Origin of the sequence: Paucilactobacillus suebicus DSM 5007 = KCTC 3549, assembly GCF_001434475.1 — a bacterium.
Classification (GTDB): domain Bacteria; phylum Bacillota; class Bacilli; order Lactobacillales; family Lactobacillaceae; genus Paucilactobacillus; species Paucilactobacillus suebicus.
On sequence record NZ_AZGF01000071.1, the window covers coordinates 1 to 731 of the forward strand.

Genomic DNA, 731 nt, shown 5'->3' on the forward strand with positions numbered 1-731 from the left:
ATCTTATTAGACTTAGCCGCCGTTTGGGTAGTCACGTGAGTCGTCTGTGAGTTGCTGATTACGGCATTTTTGTCGGTGTTAGCCGTGTAATAGTTATCGTACAATTGGCTAACGTCATAGCGCCCTGATAAACCTGCAAAGGTCATCGTGGAGCTGAATTGCCATGCGTGATTACTAGTATACCGATCAGTTGTGACGTGATATGGATAATAGGCAATCCAACCCGAGCCATTGGCAACGGTCATCTTAGCGTTAACCCATGATCCCATCGTGTAGATATCGCACCGATAACCGGCTTGCTGAATAATCTGGGAAAATGCTTGATTTGCTTTGTCATTAGTTGCCTTAGATACGCCAGATTGTGCTGAACTCTCGGCATCCGTTACAATTACCGAGCCAATACCTAAACCATCGACTTGCGCCTGTTGGACCGCATGACGTGCTTCTGCTTGTGCGGTGGCCACCGAATTATACCGGGCAAAATGATACCCATTCGTATACAATCCGGCCTGTTGAGCGTCACTAATGTTAGCCTTAGCAGTCGAGGCATTCCACGTCTGACCCTCACTAATCTTAACCGTGATAGCCTTGATCCCGTAATTATTACGTAGATTGACAAACTGTTGTGTAGTTAAAGCATGACCATTGTTATTATAATCGGACACGTCTAACATATCGGTGCGAGCCGCGTGGGCTGTACCACCAATCCCGATCACTACTAAAAAAGCCAC

The 731-nt window shown here is 46.5% G+C and carries 1 protein-coding gene; it reads right to left on the reverse strand.

The genetic code is table 11. The features are described from left to right. Positions 1 to 731, reverse strand: a 731-nt coding sequence (locus FD16_RS12455) for a GH25 family lysozyme (protein WP_029508472.1), incomplete at both ends; no start/stop codon positions are given.